Below are 19,647 nucleotides of genomic sequence, written 5' to 3'. Positions count from 1 at the left end.
AATGCAAAGTACAAAGTTATTCATCGTTACCAAACTAGCGCAAGAGCACTGCCCGCTTATTCAATCCACGCTGGACCATCAATATATTACCGAATGTTATGAAAGCTGCCAATGCATTCCAGAAAAACAAACCCAGCGACCACTGCTGCAGCCCGCACAGGTTATACTTTTTTTTACCGAAGGATGGCAACCAGAAGAAGTTATTGCAGAGCTTGAGATACTCACACCAAAACCCGACATAACTAGAACATATGCACTGCTTTTTGTCACAACAGAAAATTTTCTACCTAAAATAAGTCAACACTTTTCCGAGGAAGATGATTTTATTTTCGTCGATTACTCAACACAACTATTACATCAAAAAATACAACAGCTTAGTCAGCGCAGTAATCTTCTTAAAAAGCTAAAGCGTGATTTACACGAAGCGAGCGAAATAGCGCTGCTATCTATGTCTAACAGCAGCGAATTAGGCGAGGTTTCTCGTTTTATTTTGGCATCTTATAACTGTAAAAACTACGACGAACTACTGGACGCGTTATTTCAGGCGGTTGAAATTTTTGGTGTGAGCTGTAGTGCCCTAATTGTGGTTGATGATAAAGTTGTGGTTCGCATTGCAAAACATTCAGCCCCCAAGATTCGGCATGTGATGCTAAAGCATCATAATCAGGGCCGCATTCACCACCTTGGCACTGATGTCATCATTTCATTTACCCATGCCACCATGATGGTGCACGATATGCCAGTACAAAACGAGATGCACTTTGGTCGCCTTCTCGACAACCTTACTGTACTGGGCAACTGCTTTGAAGCACGCGCAAAAGGTATTCACACCGAAGAAGAAGCCGATGCCGCTAGTCGCGCAAAAACTATGTTTTTAGCAACGATGTCACACGAACTTCGCACCCCCATGAACTCGGTCATAGGCTTCACAGAACGACTAATAGAAAAGTTGGACGGCCGAATTACAGAGCGCGAACAAAAACATTTACATACAATCAAACGCAATGGTGATCACCTTTTATCAGTAATCAATGACATATTAGATATGTCTAAAATTGAAACTGGAAAAATGGAAATTCATCCAGAAATACACGATGCGGTTACGCTAATTAATGATATTTTCTTGCAGCTGCAGCCCATCGCCAAAAGTAACACGCTAGAATTTAAGCTAAATATTACACAATCCACTGCGCCGGTTTGCATCGATCAAACTCGCTTCACCCAAATGGTTATGAATTTAGTTTCAAATGCAATTAAGTACACCGCAGAAGGTTTTGTCCACATTGAAGTATATACCCAGCAACACGAAACGCTCGGCGAGTGCTTATGTATTGCCGTGCAAGATAGCGGCATTGGTATAAGCGAAGAAGATCAAAAAAGTCTCTTTGGCAACTTTGTGCAAATAGATTCCGAATTGTGCCGTAAAGTGGAAGGCACAGGGTTAGGGTTAGCCATTAGCATGGTATTTGCCGAAATGCATGGAGGCCATATAGACGTGGAAAGCGAGCAAGGGATTGGCAGCTGCTTTTCAATTAACCTGCCACTACCAAACAACCCCCGGTCACCCGCGCCGAATCCAATCGAGCCAACAGATGACAAAGCTCTTAAGCTATTGGCCCAACAACAAAAACCGCCAACGGGCGACACTGGTGTAGAATTATTTTAACCCTTATGATTTAAATTAAAATCGATGCGCATTTTCATTCAAAACAATTCTGGCCCGATCATTCAACCTTAGAAATGAGCGCCATCACAATTTCTTGCAACTTTTCCACCTCACGCGCACTCAGCCCCTTACCCGCTTTTTGTAACAACCGGGTTAAAGATAACTGCTGAGTTTTATCTAGGGTTTGCAACCAATGCTCGTCTTGCTCGTAGCGTAGCTGCAGTACATCGCGATTAGCATGCGAATGCTGCGCTACAGCGCGCTGAAAACTTAACGCACGCCCTAATAATACAAAAGCAAACTGTAAATTCTTAACGGGGCCAGCCATTAGCTGCTGCCCCCCTAAAGGCATTTTCTTTAGGCTAATTTTTTCTGGCTCTGCAGAAAAGTACAGCGATGCGGCACCGCTGGTAATACCTCCAAGTACAGCCCCAGTCATTAAAGAGGCTCCACCAACACCAATATCCAGTAAAGCACCGGCCGCCGCACCGGCGGAAGCCGACAACGCAACTAGTTTTTGCCGCGTAAGACCAAACAAATACCAAGCACTTTGATCAAAAATATCGGGGTAATCCAAAACTAGCTCGTCACCCTCAGCCTGTAAATTTTGATGCTCATAAAGGATCGCAATAGAAGCTTGAAACTGTTCCTCACGCTGCTTAAGCGCATATTTATACTGGCTTTGAAGTTGTTTTTTTAACGTGTTTTTTAACGATTCGTCCGGCAATGGTAAAACTGTGGAATAACGTAAGACCTCAATCAAATATTGTGAAAGCGCAAAAGCGGCCTGCGTTGCATGCTGTTGTTGCTGCTGCAAAATCAGTTGCTGGCTACGCGCCAAACTAGGCTGCCACTGCGTACTTAATTGCGCAAAAGCCGATAAAATCGCGCACTGCTTATCTACCGATGCCGTCATCGGGTTGAATACCCGCACCAAACTAAAAAATTGCCCCAGCGCACTTTCCCATTCGCCCACATATTGCTCGCCGCCAATGGGGTTAATCAATGCCATTCGCGGCTGCCCTGTCCACTGCAGTAGCGTCATTTCTGCTTCGTATTCAGGGGTATAAGGCACAGAACCATCCACCACATAAATAATACCGGCGCCATCTAAAATGGGCGTTAACAGCTCAACCTCATCTTTAAAGCGCGGCGCCGATGATTGCTGTACATTTTTTTGGTGGTATTCGGTAATAAAGCGATGAATCGCAGCCAAGCGCTCAGAGGCATTAGCCGCATGCTGTTCGATGTAGTCCAGCAATTGCCGCGGCCGTTGGAAACCGGGCGTATCAACTAGGTGATATAACGGTTGGCCAGCCAAATAAAAGCTAAAGCTTTGCGCCTGTGTTGTAGTACCCGATAATGCCGATATAGAAACAGAATCGGTATGTGTCAGTGCTGCGACAATACTGGATTTCCCTTTATTGGGGTGGCCTACAACGGCAAACGTTGGTTCATTGTGCATCGCCATTCCCCCGCGCGGTCGTGTCCATTGCGTTATTGCTTTGCCGCTCTATAGCGCGCGTAAAAATAATATTTATCGATTGCTCGGTGGCAAAATAGCGCCACGATTTGAGCTGATGTATTTGGCGCTCAGAATCCGGCTCGTCTATCGTATTAACTTGCACAACTAACTCTATTACACATTGTGAATTTAGCTCGCCCGCAAGCGCGATAATATCGGCAAGCTCGGCGGTAGGCACTTGCTGCTCCTGCACTAATAAATAGGTAATCCCTTGCCAATTCTTCGCATTGTCTTTTAACCATTGTTCGTCGTCTTGCCATTTTTTTAATCCCAATATAGTACTGGGCGCACTGCTAAACTCGCGCTGCCAACTTACAAGCCACTCGGCATTTAAGGTTAACGCGGGCAATATTATTTCATCGGCTGTAGTCTGGGTCGGAACCGGTGGCACCTTAGGCTTTATGGTGCTTTTTTTAGTACAAACCTGAAAAAAATTATCAAGCTCGCAACTATTACGTATTTCACGCGCCAGTACACATCTGGCTTTATAAGATAACCAAACAACCAGTAAACACCGGGGAATTAAGCCATAAACAATCATCGCCATTGCTATGTGCGGCCACCACTGCCCTAATAATGCAGGGTTCGCAGCAACCGCCACGTTTGAATTAGCACGGTAATACTGGCTTTGTTCAACCAGTAATCCTGATGGAGCATCTACTAGCCATTGCCAAGGCCAAGTAAAAATATTTAAAAAATTTGGCAACCAATGCGCTTGTTGAATCAAGGTAGAAGACCAGCCAAAAGCAATATCGTTAAATAGCAATACCAGCATAAAGCTAATAATTAAAGCAAGTTGAAAAACAACCCCAAACCACTGTACCTGCCTAAATAACCACAACCGCCCCGCGGCACTTCTTAATAATTGCGAAGCATTAATACCGGCACTCACTCTTTGCGTTGCACGCGCAAAAAGTTCTAACAAAAAAGGCGGATGTTCGGCTGATAAACGCAACGCGGTAAAGGTGCTGCTTAGCGTCATAAGCAATGGCAACACGCTAAATAAGCCCAACATTAACCAAAGGTTAACCGGTGCAGCGCCCGAATAACTGAGCGCCCCAAACATTGTCGCAACACCCAGCAGGCCCCCAAGCAATAGCAACAAAAAAGACACAGCGCGTGCTTTACTAGCAATAGCGCCCTGTGCCAACCACTGGTTTATCGCTGCCTTACCTACCTGCAAGCTGGCCGCCTTTTGCTGCCAGTCCGGCTGTTTCAACGACGAGCAAAAATACACCCACGCCAAAACCCGGTAGCTTAACCCACCCGTATTAAAAGCCTGTGCCGGCACAGCGCCAAGCTCACTGTATTTAGCGGTAACGTCTGAAGACATAATGAATATTCATGGAGATACAAAAGGCTATGTTAACGTATGCAGGTAGTATTGGGCACAGCCCGCAAGCGCAATAAGCATTCAACAGTCAAACTTCATAACTATTTGGGAGCCTCACCTTGCCCACACAAAAGGAAATGTGCATTAAACACGGTGCCATACCCTACCCCTGCCACGATAACGACTTAATGAACATCGCCAAAGAAACCATTGGCCAGTTACCCATAAATGGGCTGCGCCGCAGTGCTAGTGCAGGCCACTGCGGTTGGTCTATTTGGTGTGGTGCAGAGCAGCCCACTGATAACACGCACTTTTTTAGCGAACTACCGGCCAGTAATATTCAGCGCAGCCTAGCCGAAGCCTACCGTTTTTTGGCGCTGCCGCCTGGCTATCGCTTTTTGATTGCCGGCGCCTATACCAAAGTATGGTTTGATGCCGCGCTGCTAGAAAATAACTCAACAATAAACAGCGCAAACGGCCGTAAACAGCCCTAGCCGCAGGCTTGCCCCCTCGCAAAACGCGCTAAAAGGTTTAGAATAGCGGCCATTTCCCCGTAAAAGTCGAAAGGTATTGTATGAGCGATGTAAAGAAACCCCTTGTCCTGTTGATTCTTGATGGTTTTGGTTATTCAGAAGTGAACAAATACAACGCCATTGCTAACGCTAAGGCCCCTGTATGGAAAGGCGTTTGCGAAAACTCACCCAACACCTTAATTGCAACCTCTGGTTTAGAGGTTGGCCTACCCGAAGGCCAAATGGGTAACTCTGAAGTTGGCCACATGACACTCGGTGCCGGCCGCGTGATATACCAAAACTTTACCCGCATCAACAAAGCCATTAGCGATGGCGATTTCTTCACAAACAGCGCCTATACCAACGCCGTTGATAAGGCCATCGCCAACGATAAAGCCGTGCATATTTTTGGCTTGCTTTCCGATGGTGGCGTGCATAGCCACGAAGATCACATGCTTGCCGCACTTAAGCTTGCCGCAGAGCGTGGCGCTAAAAAGCTGTACTTACACGCCTTTTTAGATGGCCGCGATACACCACCACGCAGCGCCGAAAGCGCACTTAGCAAAGCACAAGCCGCCCTTAAAGAGTTAGGTGTTGGCCGTATTGCCTCGGTTGTGGGCCGCTTTTTCGCACTAGACCGCGACAACCGCTGGGACCGCGTAGAGCAAGCCTATAACGTAATGGTGAATGGCGAAGGCTTACATACTGCAACCAGCGCGCAAGAAGCCCTGGCTGCCGCCTATGCCCGCGATGAAAATGACGAGTTTGTCGGCGCTACAACCATTGTTGGTGAAGGCGAAAGCCCTGTACGCATGGAAGATGGCGACAGCGCTATTTTCATGAACTTCCGCCCAGATCGCGCTCGTGAAATAACTCACGCCATTATCGATGCGGACTTTGACGGCTTTGAGCGCAAGCGCACCGTTAAACTCGCCGATTACGTGATGACAACAGAATACGCCGCCACGATTGATGCACCTTGCGCCTTCCCCCCCGAAGACGTTAAAAACTCCTTTGGCGAAGTATTACAAAACTTGGGCAAAAAGCAGCTTCGCATTGCTGAAACTGAAAAATACGCCCACGTCACCTTCTTCTTTAGTGGCGGGCAAGAAACCCTCTACGATGGCGAAGAGCGCATTTTGGTACCGTCACCTAACGTTGCCACCTACGACTTAAAACCTGAAATGAGCGCCTTTGAGGTTACCGATAAACTCATCGCGGCAATCGAAAGCAACCAATTCGACGCCATCATTTGCAACTACGCCAACTGCGACCAAGTCGGCCACTCAGGTGTTTACGACGCCGCCGTTAAAGCGGTTGAAACCGTTGATGAATGCATGGGCCGCATCTTCGAATGCTTAGAAAAGGTCGGTGGGCACGCACTAGTCACTGCCGACCACGGTAACGTAGAAGAAATGTTTGATGAAGAGTCAAACCAAGTTCACACCCAGCACACCACTCTGCCTGTACCGCTAGCTTATGTTGGCCCGTTAGCATTAACATTAAAAAGTGGTGGCAGCTTGGCCGATATCGCGCCAACCATGCTAGCCTTAATGAACTTGGAACAGCCCGCTGAAATGACGGGTAAAAACCTAACCGACGTGAAATAAGCATTGCCAGCCAAGCGAGCCCCGCCATATGCCACGCGCTATGGCGGGGCTCGCCGCCAGCACAATAATAACGATCCACTCAATTGCCAGCCACTGGCATACCAACAGGAGCCGACATGCGGTTGCACTCGCCCCACGCATTGGTGATTTGGCGCTTTAAAGCACGCGCCTGTACGCGCATTTTACTCGCCATCACACTCGCGGTTATAACGCCCTCACTGTTGGCCCAAGATAAAGACCCGCGCCAAGCCAAGCTAGACGAACTGCGCGCAGTGATTAACCAACTCAAAGGCGAACTCGATGGCGTTAAAGACGAACGCGACGACCTGCTTAAAAACCTCGAGAAAAGTGAAAGTAAAATTGGCGAGCTGAACAAAAAAGCCAAAGAGCTCGAGCAAAAAATCGATAACAACCAAGTGCAACTACTCGATCTACGACGGGAAAAGGAGGCCCTTGCCAGCGTAAAAAAGCAGCAACAGCGCCAAGTCACCGAGCAGGTTAATACCGCTTACCGGCTGGGCCAGCAAAGCCACCTAAAACTCTTGCTTAATCAGCGCGATGCCGCCTTGGTTGCCCGCAATTTAAAGTATTTTGATTACATTGCCGCCGCACGCGCCGAGCAAATTGCCGCCGCCAACCACACCATCGAACGGCTTTCACGCATCGAACCCGAAATGGCCGCTGAGCAAACCAAGCTTGCTCGCAACAGCAAAAGCCTACGCGAACAACAACAAGCCCTCAAAGCACAGTTTAAAGAGCGCAAGCAAACACTTAAAAAACTTGAACAAACCATAGCCACCAAAGACCAGCAGCTTAAGGCCTCTGAAAAAGACCAAAAACGCCTGCAAAACCTTATCGAACGCGTTGTGCGCGTTGCCGGCGATATAGATGCCCCAGTCAATACACAAAAAATTACCAGCCTAAAAGGCCAACTGCCTTGGCCCACAAAGGGGCCGGTAAGGCACAGTTACAACAGCCAGCGCGTTAGCGGCAAAGTACGCTGGCAAGGCATGCTTATTGGCGCACCCGCCGACTCACCCGTAAAAGCGGTACACCACGGCCGCGTCGTCTTTGCCGATTACCTGCGCGGCCACGGACTGCTGGTTATTGTCGATCACGGCCACGGCATGCTTAGCCTGTACGCACATAATAAAACCCTTTATAAAACCTTGGGCGAATGGGTTAACGCCGGCGAAATAATTGCTGCAGTAGGCAACAGCGGCGGTCAAGCTCAAGCAGGGCTGTACTTCGAGCTACGCAAAAATGGGACACCAACCAACCCTCACCACTGGCTCAAAAAGTCGGCGTAACCTACAATGTTAGAATCGCTATGGGCTCTTCTCCGCTTTAGTGAGGTGATCTAGTGGCTTCCATAGAACATGGATTGCTCGTCAGGCATCGATGATTGCCTTATTTTTAGCTTGAAGTACTCGGTATCCTTGATGCCTCTTGCTCGCTTGCGAATCATGCCAATGCTGACATTGCCGGCTTCAATTCTGGCGCTAGTCAGCCCGTGTTTTCCGTAGTTACAAATGCCTACGCTATGCTTCCTTAGTGACTTTGCAAATTTCTTGAGATAGAGCATATTCGTCTGTTCCGCGATGTCGCACCACTGCTCCAATGCATTCATCATGGCGTCATAATTCCCTGCATTCCACAAAGCTTGGAGCTGCTCTTTGAGTATATAAAGTGTATTGATATTGGAATTATTTTCGAGCAATGTCTGGAGTTTATTGGCTTGTTTATCATTTAACTTGTCGGCATTTTTTAACAACAGGTAGTGGGTACCTTTAAGCTGCTCTTTGCCTGCGCGATCCGCCTTTCTGAACTCGATCCTACGCTGATTGCTCATGGCTTTACTGTAGTTTTGCATCACATGAAACCGATCGAAAACAATGTCAGCATTAGGCAAGCATTCGCGTACCGATTTTTGATAGGCTGGCCCCATATCCATGGCTACCGCCTCTATGTTTTCAGCGGTTTGTGCTGGTAAGCGCTTTAGAAACGCTGTCAACACCTCGGCTTTACGGCCTGTCTCAACGCCAATTAAATGACCGGATTCCATGTCATAAATCACCGTCATATAATCATGGCCTTTGGCTCTAGCGACTTCATCGACCCCAAGATATTTTAAGTCAATTAATTTTTCAGGATTAAGTGCAGGCAACGTTTTCTCTAGGTGAAATTTATCCATATTTTTCACCGTTTCCCATCGTAGCTTTAGGTGCCGACTGACCGTGCTGATACTCATATGGCGACACAATCCGCTCACCAACTGGCAAAATCTTTGAGTATAGCGATTGCCTGTATCGACAAATTCGCAAGCCTCCATTAGACGCCTACCGCAAGTCGTCACAACTTGAGCGAGCTCAACTTCCAAATAGCACTCGAAGCCACACAAAGGGACATCACGGATCGTTCTGCGCAAGTATCGGTTGATGTTGGCCGCCTCATTACTTGACGGGTCAATCGCTCTATAACGACGGTCTCGCTTGCAGTGTATAGTCAATCTTTGCAGGGCCAAGTCATGCTGAACTTGTTTGACACGCTGACCAGGAAGGCTCAAAATTTTGCTGGAGATGTTAAGGCTCATATATTCGTTTAAGTGTAGTGGCGTGAGAACCTTACATTTCAACGGATATGGCGGGTCTTAGCATCTCTTTTTACCTCACTAAAGCGGAGAAGACCCTCGCTATGTTCAGATTTACTATAAAAAACAATAACTTTGGAGCTTTTATGATGCCACGCTGTGGATCTTGGCTATTCGCGTGCTGCACCTTGTTTGTTACCGCGCTCCCCTTTAGTGTTAACGCCGAATCGCCAATTTCAGGCGAAACAACCTCTGGCGTAACAACCCCTGGCCTAACAACAGAGCCCCCTGCGCCGGCAAAAGGCGCACTGCCGCTTGAAGATCTACGCGTATTCACGCAAATTTACGAGCAAATTCGCAAAAACTACGTCGAAGAAATCGACGATAAAACACTGCTGGAATATGCCATTCGCGGCATGCTCGACAAACTAGATCCGCACTCGGCCTACCTTGATAAATCCTCTTTCGACGACCTGCAAGTACACACAACCGGTGAATTTGGCGGTATTGGTATTGAGGTCAGCATGGAAGATGGCGTGCTAACCGTAGTCACCCCCATCGACGATACGCCAGCGGTAAAAGCCGGTATAGAAGCCGGCGATAAGATTATCAAACTAGACGACATACTCGTAAAAGGCCTAAGCCTAGAAGAAGCCGTCGATAAAATGCGCGGCATTAAAGGCACCGAAATTGTTTTAACACTGGTGCGCGAAGGCACCGAAGGCCCATTCGAAATTATTATTGTGCGCGACACCATTAAAGTACGCTCTATTCGGCACGAAATTGTAGAAGAACACTATGGCTATATTCGGGTAGCGCAATTTCAAACCCGCACCGGTAGCGACATGATAAACGCCGTAACTACCATGCAAGAAGAGCACGACCTTCACGGCTTGATATTAGATTTGCGCAATAATCCAGGCGGCGTATTGCAAGCCTCGGTAGAAATTGCCGGCGCCTTTTTAGACGGCAAAAAAGTCGTTTATACCGAAGGCCGCAGCCCTGGCATGAACGAAGATTTTTTTGCCGACGAAGGCGACTTAACCCAAGGCTTGCCATTAGTCGTGTTAATTAACGACGGTTCGGCATCGGCCAGCGAAATTGTCGCTGGCGCCTTGCAAGACCATAAGCGTGCCGTACTGCTTGGCACCCGTAGCTTTGGCAAAGGCTCGGTACAAACGGTACAACCCATTACCCAAGATAAAGCCATTAAATTAACCACCGCGCTTTATTACACCCCCAATGGGCGATCGATTCAGGCGCAAGGTATTGTGCCTGATATCCGTGTAGAACGCGTACGCGTTACCGCCATTAAGGGCCGCGCACGCGTTAGCGAAGCCGAACTCAGCGGGCATATTAATAACAGCACCGGCAATGAAGTTAGCCGCAAAGCACGCAACGCAGAACAAGAAGACACAAAACTGAGCCTGCAAAACCAAGACAACCAATTGTACGAAGCCTTAAATTTACTAAAAGGTTTAAGCATTTTTAAGCACGCAGCTAAAAATACCAGCGAAGACACCAGCAGCGCAGCAAGCGAGCAATAATGGTTCAAAAACGCCGTAAAAAAAAGCCGTCGCGCAAGTTATTAAGCCGTAAAAACCTGCCCATACTTGGCGTAACGGTTTTATTTTGCATCGGCATTATGGCCGGTGCATTTTCGCTGGATCACATTTACCAGCGACATATTGAAAATGCCCGCCTTGCCCAAGCCGAGCAGGCTGCTGCCGAGCGCGCGCAAGCCACTCTGGCACAAAAAAAGAGCCGTTTCATCGAGCTAAAAAAGCAGCGTGAAAAACAAGCTGCGCAACAACTGGCGGCCACCCAAAAACACAAAAAAGCCAAAGCAACACCAAAAGAAGCACCCAAAAAAGTCGCGTTTTCGTCGTATATACCAGCTGCTAGCAGCCAAATTGTTGCCATTGTTATTGACGATATTGGCTACCAGCGCCAAGAGGGCGAACGCACACTGGCACTACCGGCCAAGTTAACCGTCGCGGTGCTGCCGTTTACCCCGTTTGCAAAATCGCTGGCCAAGCAAGCCCCAGCAGCTGGTAAGGAAGTTATGCTGCATGCCCCTATGGAACCCAAAAAACTTAGCTACTGGGGTGATGGTTTAAAAGCGAGCATGCCAGAGCAAGCATTGCGCGAAAGCTTTAACAGCATGATTAACGACATCCCAAACCTGGTCGGCATTAATAACCACATGGGCAGCGGCCTTACCGAAAACGCCGAAATTATGGCCTGGTTAATGGCAGAGCTACCCGCACGTGGCCTGTACTTTATTGATAGCCGCACCACCGCCGCCAGCGCAGCTTACGATGCAGCTAAAAAACTGGGCATCCCCACTTACGAGCGCGATATTTTTCTAGACCATAGCCGCAAGCCCAAAGACATAAGCCGCCAACTGGACAAACTCGTTCAAACCGCACAAAAAAACGGAATGGCATTAGGCATTGGCCACCCCTACCCCGAAACCCTGCAAGTTTTAGAACAACGCATACCACAACTGCACGCCCAAGGCATAGAGCTTGTCACGGTTTCTGAGCTACTAAACGCACGCGCTAATCGCGTTCAATTAGCGCTGCAAACCAATAAGCACTCTGGCACGCCGAAAACTTCCGTTTTTTAGGTTTAAGTAATGCGCACGCCCCCTAAAAACCCAGTTATTGCGCAGCCTAAAAACTAAGCACGACTTTCTGCCAATAATTTTCGACTGAAATAACCCAAGTCAGAAAAATTACAAAAGTCGTAGTTAGCACCAGATGCCATTAGTTTACGCAGCAGCAAATTATTTAACGCGTGACCGGTGTACTTACCATTAAAGTAACCAATAATGGGGGCACCGCTTAATGCTAGATCACCTATGGTATCGAGCACTTTATGGCGCACAAACTCATTGTCGTAGCGCAACCCCGAAGAATTAACCACTTTGCCATTATTGACTAAAATAGCATTTTCCAGCGAACCGCCTCGCGCAAAACCCAAGTCTTTTAATGCATTTATGTGCTCCCCAAAACCAAAGGTTCTAGCACACGCTATATCGCGCTTAACCGTTGCGTAATCAATAGCCGTAGAAATGCTTTGCCGCCCAATACAGGGGTCTTCAAAATCAATTTCGACCTTAACCCAAGGTTTATCGTAAGGTAATAAACAGGCAAGCTTATCGCCCTCGCGTACGGACAACGGTTTTTTTACCACTATGGCCCGCCGCTGCCAAGCTTGTTGCTGCAGCCCTACCGAATCAATAAGCTCTACAAATGCCTTGGCACTACCGTCCATAATTGGCACCTCGGGGCCATCTAATACAATAATGGCATTATCAATATCACAAACATGCAGCGCGGCAATAAGGTGCTCGATGGTAGATACCCGCACACCGCATAAATTTGAAATAGTGGTACAAAGGTGCGTGTCGCTCACGGTATACCATGCCGCTAATATTTCGTTACAATCCCCCTTTACGTCGCGGCGAATAAAGCGATAACCGGTATTTGCCGGTGCTGGCAACACACGCATAATCACCTTTAGGCCACTATGCAAACCACGCCCAATACACGAAAATGAATCCCTCAGCGTATGTTGGTAAAAGGCGGATGGGGTAACCTGCTTAATCTTAGACATTTCACTTCACACCTGTTGAATTGAATTGCCATCAGGTTATGCCACAGCCACAAGACTCACTTGGCCAAAGCGGACAACAGCTTGTCTTTACGCCGGTTTATCTAAAAATAACCAATACAAGGAGCCGTTATGCACATTACCTCTATATCCTCTTGGGCTTTAATCATTTGGAAAACACTGGAAAAAGAAGGCTTCGATCCTTCTATAGCATTCAAACGCGCAGGGGCAGATATTCATAAGTTAAGTAACCCAGAGGCGCGCTACCCGCTAGAAACCATGCATAAGCTATGGGGCGCCTTAGCCGAACAAACTCAAGATACAACTATCGGTGTGCGTATCGGCCAGCAATGGGATGTCACAACATTTCATGCGTTAGGCTATGCCTGGTTAGCCAGTAGCAGTTTATTAGAAGCCTTTGAACGCTTTAACCGCTATGCGGCCATTATTAATAACGCATTAGTCACATCCAGCGGCCGCGATGGCTCGCTAATATCGCTGCAACTCGAAAGCCACGCCGACCCAGCGCTAATACACGACTTAGCGGTTGATGCCGGTATTTCCGCCATTATTAAAATGTGCAAAATGTTAGTGGGCGAACATTTTCTGCCCGTAAAATTAGACATTAAACGTTCTTCCCCAGCCCCTATGGGTATATCACAACTTATCGCAGCCCCAATAGAATATAACGCAACGCATACTGCGCTTTGGGTTGATATTCGCACAGCAGAACAAACACTGTTATCGGGTAACGACAAACTCGCTTTTAGTAACGAACAATTAGCCCATAACTACCTTGACCAAGTATTACAGGGCGACATTGAATTGTCGGCATTTAATTTAATTGTAAAAAAACTACCCAGCGGAGAAACATCTGAAGATTGGATTGCAGAACAACTGCATATGAGCGTACGTACCCTACGCAGAAAGCTAAATGCAAGCGGTACCTCTTTTCGCGAATTGCTCAATAGTGTTCGCAAAGAAATTGCCTTGCACCACGTTAACGACACTAATATAAGCTGTATTGAAATTGCCTATTTATTAGGGTTTTCCGACCAAGCCAATTTTACTCGGGCCTTTAAACGCTGGTATAACTGCACACCCACAGAATACCGTGAACAACGAGCACTAAAACGGCAAGCAGTTACGGTGATATAGCAAACACCCTTACACCATTAAAGGCTGTAAGCGATGCCCTAGCACAACACGGCACCATCCTTCTGCGCCCCCCATTAGCAACCTAAAGAACATGCCTTATACCTTAGTAAGTAAGCATTTACAGCTGCTTACTAAAACTCACAAGTAGCAATGAAGAAACACCTAAAAAAAACAAACTTATACCCGTAAAATAATATTTTTTAGAATAATTAAAATTAAATCTCAAAAAGAAACGGTAAAATTAAAATCGTATTTTAATTTTATTGAAAACAATTATATTTTTCGAAACGCCTCACGTTTTTTATGCCGCCATTACTCTAGGGTGGGAGTAACTTTTTTTGATAATTCAAAAACAAACGGAAACTCCCATGAATGTAAGAATAATTGCGGCGCTAGGCTGTACCTTGGCGCTAGCCAGCTGCGACGGCAATGATATTTCAAGCTCTAGCGCACCGTCACCCACTAGCAGCTCACCCAGCAACGTGGCATCAAGCAGCGTATCAGTCGTACCTTCAAGTAGCGCCGTATTTTCTAGCAGTTCCTCTTTAGCGAGCAGCATTTCAAGTGCGTCGTTAAGCAGTGTTGCTTCGAGCAGCCCAGCAGCTCCTCAAAATACAATCACCATCGAGGAAGGCTCTAACGCAATTTGCAGCGCAACTGGCGTGATTGAAAGCAACCACGCTGGGTTTGGTGGGGCCGGTTTTTTTAATGGCGACAATACCGTAGGAGCAGGCATAACCTACAGTGTAAAAACCGCAGATAACGGCAACGCTACCCTTCAAATCCGCTATGCCAATGGCTCGGGTAGTGCGCGCAATGCAACAGTATCGATAAACGACGGGGCCGGTGGTGCAACCGATGTAAGCTTTAGCACTACCGGCGAGTGGTCTAATTGGCAAACCTTGAATACCACTGTATTTTTAAATGCTGGCGACAATACAATCACTATTAACAGCGCCGCAGCTGAAGGTCTTGCAAACATAGACGCCATAACCCTATCAGGCAGCGAAATAGCCGCAGGAAGCTGTGATGGCGTAGAAACTAGCTCTAGCCCAAACACCGCTAGCAGTACTAGTAATAGCTCGTCTGGAGGCGTCATCACGCCTCCCCCTGGCGCCAAAGCAGACCCATCAATGGGTGGCTACGCCAATATAGCTGGCCATGGTTTATCCACCACAACGGGTGGCGACGGAGGAAGAACAGTTAGTGTAAGTAACTATGCAGATTTGGCCCGTTATGCTCTATCGGACGAAGTTTTAATCATAAAAGTCAGCGGCACCATCAAGGCACCAGCAGACGTTAAAATGATGGATGTAAAATCCAATAAAACCATTATTGGCCAAGGATCTGGCGCCACCATTGATGGCTTTGGTTTTGATGTTAACGGCTGGCTACCCGAGCAAATTGCCGCCTTTGGCAAAACATGCTCGCCCGACAAAAAGAATTCGTTCACACCCACCAGTAACGTGATTATTCGCAACCTGATTTTTAAAAATGCAGCCGATGATTCAATTAACATCCAGTGCTATTCGCATCACGTTTGGGTCGATCACAATACTTTTTACGCCGCTTATGATGGCTCGGTAGATACCAAGCGCGGCTCTGATTTGGTGACGATATCTTTTAACAAGTTTAGCCAAACCGGTAAAACCAGCCTTGTGGGCCACAGCGATAACAACGGCGACCAAGATAGCGGCTACCTACGCGTAACCTACCACCACAACTGGTTTGACCGCCCAAACAACCGCACCCCCAGAGTACGTTTTGGCCACGTTCACACATACAACAACTACTACGACAATAACGATTCGTGCATGCGCATTGGCCCAGGCGGAAAAATATATGCCGAGGCAAATTACGTTAAAGATGCTGGCAAAATATTAAAAGCATCAGAAAACGAAGGTAGCCTAACCTGGACTAGCTCGAACATTTGGGATAAAAATGAATTTGGTGATGTCGGCAGCGACAAACTAGACGCCGACCAAAGCGTGCAAAAGCCACCTTATAGCTCAAACGTAGGCCCCGCACCCACCTCACCGCCACCAGCCGGAGCGGGAAGGCTTTAACCACTGCAGCGATACAAAAAAGGGGCTTATTCATCTAGCCCCTTTTTTAATTAAAGCCCGCCTGACTGCTTAATAAATATATAAAGCACAATGGCAGCGCACCGTATTCACTACGACATCTGCAGCAACAACACCTAGCCCCCTAGGCCAACGCCCCTTCGAGTAATATCCGAAACCAAACAAAAACATTAACGAAAGTGTGCGTAACTGCCCATTTTCACAGCTATCATGTGTAGCTAAAGCAAGCTAATAATTGCTATTGTTTACCGCATATGTACCATCTATGCACATACTTGCTAATTTTATGGGAGTTAAACATGAAAATTACCGTAGGCAGCACGCTAAACGTAGCCGCAAAGATATCTCTATTGGCAAGTATTGCAGGCCTTGCGGCGTGTAACGGCGGCAATAATACGCCGACAAGCAGCGTACAAGCCAGCAGCATTACTACCCAAAGCAGCGTGGCCTCATCCGTTGCGCTGCCCGTGGCGTCCAGCAGCTTAATCGCAAGTTCCAGCAGTGCTAGTCAATCGTCGGTTGCGCGCCCAAGTGGCCCGCCGGTAAATGCAGGCCAAGCTAACGCACCCGAGCAAACACCCGCTTTTCCTGAGCAAACACGCGCGCCTGAAGTTAACTCGGATATTGAATACAACGTGCAAGTTCTAGCCACCAACGAAGCCGTACCATGGGGCATAGACTTCCTACCAGACGGCCGCATTTTAATGACTTTACGCAACGGCGGGATGCGCATTGTCTCCACCGATGGCAATATCATTCAAGTCGCAGGAACGCCCGATTTGTATACCAGCTTCCAAGGCGGCTTACTCGATGTAAAACTTGCACCCGATTTTGCTACATCGCGCCTAGTGTATTTTAGCTATGCAGAAAACCGCGAAGCCGGAAAAAATGGCACCACCGTTGCCCACGCTCGCTTATCGGATGACGAATCGCGCCTAGAAAACCTTGAAGTTATTTTCCGCCAGCAGCCTGCTTGGAATTCACAACTGCACTTTGGCTCGCGTTTAGTCTGGTCTAACGATGGCACCCTTTATGTCACCCTCGGCGAAAGGTCACTTGAAGAGCCTAGGCAATATTCACAAACCCTAGACAACACCCTAGGTAAAGTTGTACGCATCAATGCAGATGGCTCTATTCCGGCCGATAACCCCTTTGTAAATACTAACGGTGCGAGCGGTGAGATTTGGTCTTATGGGCACCGCAATGTGCAAGGCGCAGCACTACACCCTGACACCGGCAAACTATGGACCATCGAGCACGGCCCAAAAGGTGGCGATGAAATAAACATCCCGCAAGCAGGGCTAAACTACGGCTGGCCAATTATTACCTACGGCGAGGACTACAACAGCTCTCCCATTGGCGCAGGCATTACTGCCATGGCCACAATGGAACAGCCCACATATTATTGGGACCCAGTCATTGCCCCCTCAGACATGACCTTCTACACCGGTGATTTATTTGCCCAATGGCAAGGCAATATTATTATTGGCTCACTCAACCCCGGTGGCCTAGTACGGTTAATGCTAGACGGCTCTACCGTTATTGGCGAAGAGCGCATTCTTACCTACCTAGGCCGTGTACGCGACGTTGCACAAGGGCCTGACGGCGCAATTTATGCCACATCCGATAACAGTCAATACAGCCTAGTGCGCATCACGCCTCGCTAATTGAGCACTTACCATACCGAGACGAATCAACGGCGCCTAAACAGCGCCGTTTTTTTGCAGCTATTTTATAAACGAATCAAAATAGAAATAACAACAAGCTAGCGCAACACCAAACCCTAAAAGACCAAAAGCCTAAGTGGCGCCAAATCAAACGTCCCCCTTAGGCCTTTAAATTCTATGACAAGATGTAACCTGAAGTATCTTTCTAAACAACATTATCCGCCGCGTTTACGCTCCCTGCGCCTGCGGCATTGTGACCCGCTTCATGTGGCCGTTTTTAGGATTTCATTATCCTCCAAGCCTTTAATCTTAGCTTTTAGCCTCTGGATTTCTTGATGTCTGTAGTTAAGACCTTTGCACCTTTTGGCGTTTGGCCCGATAGCTCATTCATTAGCTGATCAACCCAGTGCCTAACGCACTTTCGCAAACTCGGCCTATTAACCAAAATTCTTGCACTAATTCACTACTGAGGACAATCCTCATCAACAGCCGACCTGACCTTTTTCTTACGCCCATTTAACAACCAGCCTATGGGTGTTCTGCGCACTAGCAAGGCGTAGCTAAGATATCCCGTGCCCAGCGTTACGGCGGAGATAATAAAAAACTCTGAGATTAAGGGTAAATCCTTGTCGTGAAAATAATATTGTAAAGCAAAGACAATCGGCAAGTGCACAATGTAAACCCAGTAGGAACCATCGGATAAGTAACGCAATAAGGCATTATTTTTATTGGCAAACCGGAATGCCGCCCATAAGCATAAAAAACTCAAGTAGCAGGCAAGAACGCCTGCGGACACCGACAATGCAAAGTGAACCGCCGTTAATTCTGGCGCCTTACCCACAAAGGCCATAGCTTGCTCTAACGGAACGGAATTTGGCGGCAACAGGAAGCAAAACAACAATGCAACTATCAACGAAACCACGGCTAAATACGGCCAAAACTTAGCAATCACATCAACCAAGTTCTGCCGGACAAAAAACACCCAGCCTACGAAATAGAATGCACCATAAAATGCTATCGCTTTTAAACTTGGGATAAAGCTTTCTGGCGCAGGGTGTGGGATTGAGTGCTGAGTCATTACCCCGGTGATAAATACCGGCAAGACTAACAACAACACCCAAGGTTGGACTACCCAATCATAAATGCGCTCACCCTTTTTTATCAGCAAACAACACAATGCCGCGAGTAGGCTGAAAATCGACAAGTAGTAAATAAACCAAAGGTGCGTTGTAGACAACGGCGGTTCTTTTCCCTCCATTTGATCGGGGTACTCCATGGCAAACTTCACCATATTAATCACTGGAGTATCTACATTCATGTGCGTAGCCGCATAAAACATTAAGCCCACAAAGGCGGCAAATAGTAGCGGCCAAAAAATAACAAAGGGCAATGCAACGCGAAGCATGCGATTCCTTAAAAACTGCTTAACACCCTTTTTGCTTACAAGATAGTGCGCAAAGAAACCCGCTATTAAAAAGAACAGCGGCATACGAAAAGTATGTAACAACCAAATCCAATAATCGAAAACAATGGACTTTTCGGCGTTGGCGCTTGGCAGTAACTCAGCGGTAATCACACAAAAACTTAATCCGGCATGCAACAGTACACCTGCCAACAAGGCAACCGCCCTCAGGTTGTCTAAATAGTAGTAACGGGTTTGCATCGGCAGCCCTAACGACTCAACTTTTTCACTCATAAAAATATCCTTTTCAATTTACACACAAATAATGGACAAATAAGCGTCGTTAAAATGAGAGAAACGTCGCCGATATTTGCTACGCCCAACTAGACTTTAGGGCACCTCTAAAAATAGTAATTTTTGTGTGATAGCAAGGAAGCACCGCCCGGAGAGCCGCAGTTTACGTGGTGTAAATGAGGACT

The 19,647-nt window shown here is 47.3% G+C and carries 14 protein-coding genes; 9 read left to right on the top strand and 5 right to left on the bottom strand.

What is annotated here, in order from left to right; genetic code table 11:
- The first annotated feature begins 1 nt into the window (after nt 1).
- On the top strand, nt 2-1,666 hold the full coding sequence (locus MARGE09_RS10875) for a sensor histidine kinase (RefSeq protein WP_236981843.1): 1,665 nt from the start codon (nt 2-4) through the stop codon (nt 1,664-1,666).
- A gap of 58 nt (nt 1,667-1,724) precedes the next feature.
- Here MARGE09_RS10875 and MARGE09_RS10870 read toward each other — a convergent pair whose 3' ends face one another.
- Together MARGE09_RS10870 and MARGE09_RS10865 are read right to left on the bottom strand one after the other, a co-directional pair.
- On the bottom strand, nt 1,725-3,131 hold the full coding sequence (locus MARGE09_RS10870; protein ID WP_236981842.1) for a DUF3482 domain-containing protein: 1,407 nt from the start codon (nt 3,129-3,131) through the stop codon (nt 1,725-1,727).
- The gene (locus MARGE09_RS10865; protein ID WP_236981841.1) at nt 3,121-4,524 is read right to left on the bottom strand and encodes a DUF2868 domain-containing protein; all 1,404 of its coding nucleotides are present in this window, start codon (nt 4,522-4,524) and stop codon (nt 3,121-3,123) included. Before MARGE09_RS10865 ends, MARGE09_RS10870 begins: the two co-directional genes overlap by 11 nt.
- A gap of 119 nt (nt 4,525-4,643) precedes the next feature.
- Here MARGE09_RS10865 and MARGE09_RS10860 point away from each other — a divergent pair, with 119 nt between their 5' ends.
- The 3 genes from MARGE09_RS10860 to MARGE09_RS10850 all read left to right on the top strand — a co-directional run bounded on the left by MARGE09_RS10860 (nt 4,644) and on the right by MARGE09_RS10850 (nt 7,956).
- Nucleotides 4,644-5,018 carry an immunity protein Imm33 domain-containing protein gene (locus MARGE09_RS10860; protein ID WP_236981840.1) on the top strand — a complete coding sequence of 125 codons (375 nt, stop codon included), beginning with the start codon at nt 4,644-4,646 and terminating at the stop codon, nt 5,016-5,018.
- Between the two features lie 80 nt (nt 5,019-5,098).
- Nucleotides 5,099-6,646 carry a 2,3-bisphosphoglycerate-independent phosphoglycerate mutase gene (gpmI, locus tag MARGE09_RS10855; RefSeq protein ID WP_236981839.1) on the top strand — a complete coding sequence of 516 codons (1,548 nt, stop codon included), beginning with the start codon at nt 5,099-5,101 and terminating at the stop codon, nt 6,644-6,646.
- A 116-nt stretch (nt 6,647-6,762) separates the two neighbouring features.
- Complete coding sequence (locus MARGE09_RS10850) at nt 6,763-7,956, top strand: murein hydrolase activator EnvC family protein (RefSeq protein ID WP_236981838.1); 1,194 nt, start codon at nt 6,763-6,765, stop codon at nt 7,954-7,956.
- Nucleotides 7,957-8,006: 50 nt separating this feature from the next.
- Here MARGE09_RS10850 and MARGE09_RS10845 read toward each other — a convergent pair whose 3' ends face one another.
- Nucleotides 8,007-9,239, bottom strand: a complete 1,233-nt coding sequence (locus MARGE09_RS10845; RefSeq protein ID WP_236981837.1) for an ISL3 family transposase — start codon at nt 9,237-9,239, stop codon at nt 8,007-8,009.
- Nucleotides 9,240-9,382: 143 nt separating this feature from the next.
- On the opposite strand from MARGE09_RS10845, the gene MARGE09_RS10840 reads away from it, so the two are divergent.
- Nucleotides 9,383-10,783 carry a S41 family peptidase gene (locus MARGE09_RS10840; protein WP_236981834.1) on the top strand — a complete coding sequence of 467 codons (1,401 nt, stop codon included), beginning with the start codon at nt 9,383-9,385 and terminating at the stop codon, nt 10,781-10,783.
- Nucleotides 10,783-11,868 carry a divergent polysaccharide deacetylase family protein gene (locus MARGE09_RS10835; protein WP_236981833.1) on the top strand — a complete coding sequence of 362 codons (1,086 nt, stop codon included), beginning with the start codon at nt 10,783-10,785 and terminating at the stop codon, nt 11,866-11,868. The genes MARGE09_RS10840 and MARGE09_RS10835 overlap by 1 nt, the downstream gene beginning before the upstream one ends.
- A 53-nt stretch (nt 11,869-11,921) precedes the next feature.
- On the opposite strand, the gene lpxC is transcribed toward MARGE09_RS10835, so the two are convergent.
- Nucleotides 11,922-12,860 (bottom strand): UDP-3-O-acyl-N-acetylglucosamine deacetylase, encoded by a 939-nt coding sequence (gene lpxC / locus MARGE09_RS10830; protein ID WP_236981832.1) that lies wholly within the window; start codon nt 12,858-12,860, stop codon nt 11,922-11,924.
- Between the two features lie 129 nt (nt 12,861-12,989).
- On the opposite strand from lpxC, the gene MARGE09_RS10825 reads away from it, so the two are divergent.
- From MARGE09_RS10825 to MARGE09_RS10815, 3 genes are all read left to right on the top strand, one after another.
- On the top strand, nt 12,990-14,015 hold the full coding sequence (locus MARGE09_RS10825; RefSeq protein WP_236981831.1) for an AraC family transcriptional regulator: 1,026 nt from the start codon (nt 12,990-12,992) through the stop codon (nt 14,013-14,015).
- 368 nt (nt 14,016-14,383) lie between these two features.
- Nucleotides 14,384-16,081, top strand: coding sequence for a pectate lyase family protein (locus MARGE09_RS10820; protein WP_236981830.1), 1,698 nt, complete (start codon nt 14,384-14,386; stop codon nt 16,079-16,081).
- 317 nt (nt 16,082-16,398) lie between these two features.
- Nucleotides 16,399-17,766 (top strand): PQQ-dependent sugar dehydrogenase, encoded by a 1,368-nt coding sequence (locus MARGE09_RS10815; RefSeq protein WP_236981829.1) that lies wholly within the window; start codon nt 16,399-16,401, stop codon nt 17,764-17,766.
- Nucleotides 17,767-18,229: 463 nt separating this feature from the next.
- Here the strand turns inward: MARGE09_RS10815 and MARGE09_RS10810 are convergent, their stop codons facing one another.
- The gene (locus MARGE09_RS10810; protein WP_236981828.1) at nt 18,230-19,462 is read right to left on the bottom strand and encodes an acyltransferase family protein; all 1,233 of its coding nucleotides are present in this window, start codon (nt 19,460-19,462) and stop codon (nt 18,230-18,232) included.
- Between the last annotated feature and the right edge of the window lie 185 nt (nt 19,463-19,647).

Origin of the sequence: Marinagarivorans cellulosilyticus (genome assembly GCF_021655555.1) — a bacterium.
GTDB classification, from domain to species: Bacteria; Pseudomonadota; Gammaproteobacteria; order Pseudomonadales; family Cellvibrionaceae; genus Marinagarivorans; species Marinagarivorans cellulosilyticus.
Note: the sequence above shows the minus strand (reverse complement) of the source record. Positions and strands in the feature narration are given on the sequence as shown.